Source organism: Flavobacterium sp., assembly GCF_046073885.1.
In the GTDB taxonomy this organism is placed as follows: Bacteria; Bacteroidota; Bacteroidia; order Flavobacteriales; family Flavobacteriaceae; genus Flavobacterium.
This window is the reverse complement of record NZ_JBJTND010000031.1, coordinates 1-7,130: the sequence shown is the minus strand read 5'-3', so window position 1 is coordinate 7,130 and position 7,130 is coordinate 1. Positions and strand designations below refer to the sequence as shown.

At 32.7% G+C, this 7,130-nt stretch carries 5 protein-coding genes; 1 reads left to right on the top strand and 4 read right to left on the bottom strand.

Features of this window, described 5'->3' with window-relative positions:
* Positions 1 to 94: 94 nt before the first annotated feature.
* From ACKOWY_RS04895 to ACKOWY_RS04885, 3 genes are read right to left on the bottom strand one after another with little or no spacing between them, the layout of a single operon-like run.
* Complete coding sequence (locus ACKOWY_RS04895) at positions 95 to 1,048, bottom strand: AAA family ATPase (protein ID WP_408940327.1); 954 nt, start codon at positions 1,046 to 1,048, stop codon at positions 95 to 97.
* Between the two features lie 10 nt (positions 1,049 to 1,058).
* Positions 1,059 to 2,462: a peptidylprolyl isomerase gene (locus tag ACKOWY_RS04890; protein ID WP_408940328.1), complete on the bottom strand. Its 1,404-nt coding sequence runs from the start codon at positions 2,460 to 2,462 to the stop codon at positions 1,059 to 1,061.
* Between the two features lie 12 nt (positions 2,463 to 2,474).
* Positions 2,475 to 4,439 (bottom strand): peptidylprolyl isomerase, encoded by a 1,965-nt coding sequence (locus ACKOWY_RS04885; RefSeq protein ID WP_408940326.1) that lies wholly within the window; start codon positions 4,437 to 4,439, stop codon positions 2,475 to 2,477.
* Between the two features lie 221 nt (positions 4,440 to 4,660).
* On the opposite strand from ACKOWY_RS04885, the gene ACKOWY_RS04880 reads away from it, so the two are divergent.
* Positions 4,661 to 6,250 (top strand): peptide chain release factor 3, encoded by a 1,590-nt coding sequence (locus ACKOWY_RS04880; RefSeq protein WP_408940325.1) that lies wholly within the window; start codon positions 4,661 to 4,663, stop codon positions 6,248 to 6,250.
* A 126-nt stretch (positions 6,251 to 6,376) separates the two neighbouring features.
* On the opposite strand, the gene ACKOWY_RS04875 is transcribed toward ACKOWY_RS04880, so the two are convergent.
* Positions 6,377 to 7,130 (bottom strand): T9SS type A sorting domain-containing protein (locus ACKOWY_RS04875; RefSeq protein WP_408940324.1); only part of this gene is annotated, 754 nt, incomplete at its 5' end.

Sequence of the window (7,130 nt, the reverse complement as noted above, 5' to 3'; positions counted from 1 at the left end):
ATAGATATTAAACAATTAACAAAATAACTGTGTATTTATCAAATCAAAAGAAGTGTTATTATAAAAGGAATTGAAACAATATCAATTTGCACAATTAGAGTAGTTTATCGATAATCATTTCTTCTGTAATGCCTTCGGCATCTGCTTTGTAGTTTTTAATGATTCGATGACGTAGGATTCCAATAGCAACCGCTTTGACATCTTCAATATCTGGAGAGAATTTTCCATTGAAAGCTGCATTTGCTTTGGCTGCCAAAATTAAATTTTGAGAAGCTCTAGGTCCAGCACCCCAATCTAAATAATTTTTTACATATTCATTAGATAGTGAATTATCTGGTCGGGTTTTACTTACCAAAGTAACCGCATATTCAATCACATTATCGGCAACAGGAATTCGACGAATTAAGTGTTGGAAATCAATAATTTCTTGAGCAGAAAACAATGGATTTATAGTTGGTTTTGAATCTGATGTAGTACTTTTAACGACTTCTACTTCCTCTGCAAAAGAAGGATAATCTAATTTAATAGCAAACATAAAACGGTCTAATTGCGCTTCCGGCAAAGGGTAAGTCCCTTCTTGCTCAATAGGGTTTTGCGTTGCTAAAACAAAATAAGGTAAATCCAGTTTATAGTTTTGCCCAGCAATAGTAACCGAACGCTCTTGCATGGCTTCTAATAGAGCCGCTTGGGTTTTTGGAGGTGTTCTGTTGATCTCATCGGCAAGAATAATATTCGAAAAGATTGGTCCTTTAATAAATTTAAACTGACGGTTTTCATCTAAAATTTCGCTACCTAAAATATCGGAAGGCATTAAATCGGGAGTAAATTGTATCCGCTTAAATGCCAATCCCAAAGCTTGAGAAATGGTATTAACCATTAACGTTTTGGCCAATCCGGGAACCCCAACCAAAAGCGCATGCCCCCCCGAAAAAATACTCAACAAAACTTGGTCTACAACCACATCTTGCCCAATAATTATTTTGGAGATTTCTTTTTTTAGTTCGACTCTCTTTTGAACTAAACTTTGTATTGCAGCAACATCTGACATAGAATTACTTTTATTTCTTTAACCAATTATTTGTGAACGTACAATTCGAATAGTCTCCATTAATTTTTATGTACGTTTCTTTAATTTTTGTTTCCGACCATTTAGCAATAGCATCAATTTGCTTTTCTTTAAGTGCAAGGTCTTTAATTTTAGTATAATCTTTACTGAAATCAGCTATATGCTGATCTATTTTATTAGTTACAGTAATAATTTTATATCTTTTTCCTGCTTTAGGATCTTCATCTAAAATCACCGGAGAAACATCTCCACTATTCATATTAGAAACTTGCGCATAGAATTCTGGATCCATTTTGGTTAATTCAAAATGAGTGTCTTGAGTTTTCGGATTGATTAAAGTCCCTCCGTTTGCTCTTGTTTCTTTCTCATCTGACAAAGTTCTTGCAGCTTCCGCAAAAGTTATTTCTTTATCAAGGATGCGTTTTCTTATTAATTCAATTTTATCTTTCGCCTCTTTTAAAGCATCCGGAGTAATTTTTGCAGCCATTAAAATATGACGCAATTCAAGATCTTGCCCTTTAATTTTTTCCAAATAAATAATATGAAAACCAAATTCCGTTTCAAAAGGTTCTGAAATTTCGCCTTCTTGCAGGGAGTAAGCAACATCTTTAAATTCTTTTACAAAAGGCGTTTTCTTATTTATTTTATAGAAACCTCCGCTTGATCTCGACCCTGGATCTTCAGTATATAAAACCGCTTTTGTAGTAAAACTAGCACCCGCTAATACTTCTTTTTTTATTTCTCTAAGTCGATTAATCACCGCTTGTTTTTCTAGCTCTGAAACTTTGGGGGTTATTACTATTTGTGCCATTTCTAATTCGGCTCCCAAAAGTGGTCGGTCTGATTCAGGGATTTTTTTAAAGAAATTTCTAGTTTCTTCAGGAGTAATTTGAATTGGATCAATAATTTTTTTCTGCATTTCTGCAGCTAATTTTTGCTGTTTTAATATCTCAAAAAGTTCCGTTTTGAATTCATCTTCACTACTTTTTTTGAAATACTTCACTACATTATCCATTGATTTCAACTGCTCAACCATATAATCTAGCTGTTGATTCATTTTTTCTTTTACCTCTTCGTCTTTTACAACAATAGAATCTTGAATTGCTTGGTGTGCATATAATTTATCTTCCAACAATTTACCAAGCATTTGACAACGGGTAATATCTTTAGTAGAATTTCCAGAGCTTTCAATTTCTAAAAAGGCCTTATCAATATCAGAATCCAAAACAATATAATCACCAACAGTCGCAACAATACCGTCAACTTTTTGTCTTTTTTGTTGAACTACAGGAGTTTTTTCAGGCTCTTTATCTTTAATAATCTCCTGGGCATTTGCGTAAAAACCAATTAAAAAAAGGAAGCTACCTAGTAATCGTTTACAATTCAATACATTCATCATTATTCTATTTTATTTTTTAATTTGATTTTTAACTTTTTCAAAAACTGCCGTATCCACTTTTACAGTAAACTCTTTTTTAAGTTCATTTACCCAGTTTTGTTCAAGATATTGTTGGTAGTCATTTACTAATTTTCCTCGGCATTCATCTAATGTTTTTGTACCAGCAGGTAATACTTCTTTTACACTAGTTACATAATAATATTCTCCTTTATTTGTAATTTCAGAAACTCCTAACTCCATTTTTGTGCCTTTTGGCAAAGCATCTGCACCCTCTTCATAAATACCTTCGTAATACATAACGCTAACATTATCTTTGGTATTGAATTTTTCTTTAATGTCTTTTGAAGTTTGTTTTTTCTTCAACATATTTAAAACCTTCTTCATTTTGTTCAAATCAGTTGAAGAATAAATTTCACAGTTTACTCTCGTTTTCCATAGGTGCTTGTCTTTTTGAGTTTCATAAAAAGCTTTTAAACCTGTAGTATCGGTTTTAGAACGCTGCCAAATTTCTTTATCCATTAAATCAAATAACAACAATCCGTCACGATATTCATCCATTACCGCAGAAAATTCTGGGAATTCAACCTCTAAATTATCATTGTAATATTGGTTTCTTTTCTCATCTACAAAAGAATCAAATAAGTAACTAGTAAGTTTTGAAACAGGTCTAATTGCTGAACCTCCTTTTTGTTTTGCGTAAACATATTCTAGAAAATCGGTCCCTTTGTAGTTTGTTGAACCGATAGTAAATAATGTTTTATCGTATTTTTTAGTATCTGTAGGAACTGCCCATTTATTACTAAAGAAGTCATCAGTAACCGCTTTAGAAATAGCACTATATAATTTAGTATCTTTTTGAATAGGATATTTTGCTCTTAATTTTTCTGTCAATGAATTTGTAATCAATCGAGAACGATCGTCTTTACTTATTTTGTTTTCTAGTTCTGCTTTGGATTCATCATAAGATTTAACTGGATATCTATCAATAAATTTAACAATATGCCAACCAAAGCTCGTTTCAAAAGGCTTCGATATTGGATTTTCTTTAGTTAAAGAAAAAGCTTGGTTTTCAAATTCTTCAGAGCTTAATTGACCTGAAGCAAATCTATTTAACACCCCACCTTTTGATGCAGATGATTTATCCTCAGATAATTGCTTAGCCAATTCTTCAAATTTTTCGCCCTGTTGGATTTTTTTATAAATATCATTGATGGTTTCTTTAGCGTCTTCTACTGCTACACCGTCCTTATTTTTCAAAATCATGATATGGGCAACCGCAATCTCTCCACGATTATCTCTAACATCATTAACCTTGATCAAGTGGTACCCAAATCGAGTTCGAACAGGCATTGATACGGTACCAACTGGAGTTTTATATGCTCCATTTTCAAAAGCATAAACCATTTTAAAACTGGTAAAATATCCTAAATTCCCTTTGTTATCTTTAGCTGAAGGATCTTGCGAAAATTCTGCTGCTAAAGCACCAAAATCTTCTCCTTTCACTATTCTTTCACGAATACCCATAATTTTATTGTAGGCAGCTAAGGTATCTGTAGGAGCTGCATTTTCGTCAGCTAATATTAAGATATGCGAAGCATTTACCTCTTTAAGTAATCTTTTATAACCTTCATCAACTAGTTCTTTAGTCACTTTAGAGTCAGTAGTGTAATTTTTAGACAACTGGGTTCTGTAGCTTTTTAACTCGTTTTGGTATTGCGTATTATTTTGCAATTCCAATTTATTTGCTTTGGTCACCTTCAATTTATAACCAATAAATAATTCGAGATACTGATTTAAATCTTTTTGTGATTCGTCTTTAACTAAATCTAAATTTTTATTGTAAACTCGTATGAATTCATCGGTATAAAAAGGCTTATTATCAATAGTAAATAATACCTCTTTGGTGTTAGTTTGTGAATTTGCTACCAAAGCGAAAACCATCAAAAATCCTAAAAAAACATGCTTTAACTTCATTATATTTATAATTAAAATAAGTTATACTAAACAATATCAATTTGACATTTAGAAAATCTAAATACAATCAACAAAAGTAACAAATAGGAAGTATTAAACAACATTAGAACTTACTATTAACAAAAATTTATTAACAGAAAACAGTATAAGCAATTTGAAATGGCAACTTGCATTAGTTATTTATTTAATAAATAGTATTTTTGCAATCCATTATATAATTTATGAGTTTTTTAAAAGAAATATTACGCCGCAGAACTTTCGGGATCATTTCGCATCCCGATGCTGGAAAAACAACCCTAACCGAAAAATTATTACTTTTTGGAGGGGCGATTCAGGAAGCTGGAGCAGTTAAAAATAATAAAATAAAAAAAGGCGCAACGAGTGACTTCATGGAGATAGAGCGCCAAAGAGGAATTTCTGTTGCCACATCGGTTTTGGCTTTTAATTATAAAGACAAAAAAATCAACATCTTGGATACACCAGGACATAAGGATTTTGCCGAAGACACCTTTAGAACATTAACTGCAGTTGATAGTGTAATTGTGGTTATTGATGTTGCTAAAGGAGTTGAGGAACAAACAGAAAAATTAGTTTCGGTTTGCAGAATGCGTAAAATTCCAATTATTGTATTTATCAATAAATTAGATCGAGAAGGAAAAGACGCATTTGACCTTATGGATGAAGTTGAAAAGAAATTGGGACTTCAAGTAACTCCGTTGAGTTTTCCAATAGGAATGGGTTATGACTTTCAAGGTATCTATAATATTTGGGAGAAAAACATTAATCTTTTTAGCGGGGATAGCAGAAAAAATATTGAAGACACGATAGCTATTTCCGATCTTATGAGTCCGGAACTTGATAAATTAATAGGAGAAAATCCGGCAAACAAGTTGCGTGAGGAACTAGAATTAATTGAAGAAGTATATCCAGCATTTAGCAAGGAAGAATATTTAGCTGGGAATTTACAACCCGTATTTTTTGGATCAGCATTGAATAACTTTGGAGTTAGAGAGCTTTTAGACTGTTTCGTTGAAATTGCACCAACACCAAGAGCTAAAGAATCAGATACAAGATTAGTAAATCCCGAGGAGCAAAAATTATCGGGTTTTGTATTTAAAATCCATGCCAACATGGATCCAAAACACCGTGACCGATTAGCGTTTATTAAAATCGTTTCGGGAACATTTGAAAGAAACAAACCTTATACTCATGTTCGATTGAATAAGAGTTTAAAATTTTCAAGTCCGAATGCCTTTTTTGCAGAGAAAAAAGAAATAGTAGATATTTCCTATCCAGGTGATATCGTAGGATTACATGATACCGGAAATTTCAAAATTGGCGATACTTTAACAGAAGGAGAAATTATGAATTTCAAAGGAATTCCGAGTTTTTCTCCTGAGCATTTTAGATACATCAACAATGCCGATCCAATGAAGGCAAAACAATTGGAAAAGGGTGTAGATCAATTAATGGACGAGGGAGTTGCACAATTATTTACTTTGGAAATGAACAACCGAAAAATCATCGGTACAGTTGGAGCGCTTCAATATGAAGTAATTCAATACCGATTGGAACATGAGTATGGAGCAAAATGTACTTATGAAAATTTCCCCGTTCATAAAGCTTGTTGGGTAAAACCGGATGATGCAAAAAATGAAGAGTTCAAAGAGTTTAGAAGAGTAAAACAAAAATTCTTGGCGCATGACAAATACAATCAATTGGTATTTCTAGCCGACTCTGATTTCACGATTCAAATGACACAAAGTAAATACCCAAGTGTGAAATTATTTTTCACTTCTGAATTTGACTAACAATCCAAAGTAATTATAAAAAGGCTTTGCAATGCAAAGCCTTTTTTTTTGTGATAAATTACATACAAATAAAAACCCCTCCTCAAAATTGAGGAGGGGTTTTATTTATTTAGATATCACTAAGTATTATCTTTTAATAACGCGTAGGGTTTTAATTTGATCCCCTTGACTTACAATCACATTGTAAACTCCAGATGGATAATTGTTTCCTACTTCAAACGATCTTACTTGGATTGGATCGATAACTGAATTCTCAATTAACTTACCTAACATATCGTATACTTTCACTTGCAATGCTTCTGCGCTGTTTGTAGTAACATTCAGCTTGAAGTTAGCTGCAAATGGGTTTGGATAAGCTGTTGCATCAAAGTTCGATTCGCTTGTCACAGCAGTTGTTGGTTTAACAGTTCCTGGAGTGGTAAGTGTACATATTTTGTTATATGGTCCCCATACTCCTCCTATTTTCACTGCTACTTTTACAGAATACGTAGTATTTGGTGTTAATCCTGGAACAGTGTTCAAGGCAAATACTCTCAATACCGTGTCAAATGTATATCCATAAGACAATGCGGTATTAGTGAAGTTGAATCTGTAATTAGTTGCATTAGCTACTAATTTAGCATAAACCAACTCGTTGTTACTTGCAGCTACATAATCACATTGAGAATCTTGTAAGCTGGTTGTTGGGAACAACGGAGTAGTTACGTTACAACTTGGTCCGTATGGTAAATAGGTACCGTCTGTGTTTTTAACTGCTACTTCAACTTTAAACAACGTGTTGTAAGGAATGTTGCTCAATAAATTGAATCTAAATTCTCTTAAACTTCTATCTATAGTTTGAACTGCATTACTTGACAAGTTCGTTACTTTGAAACGATAT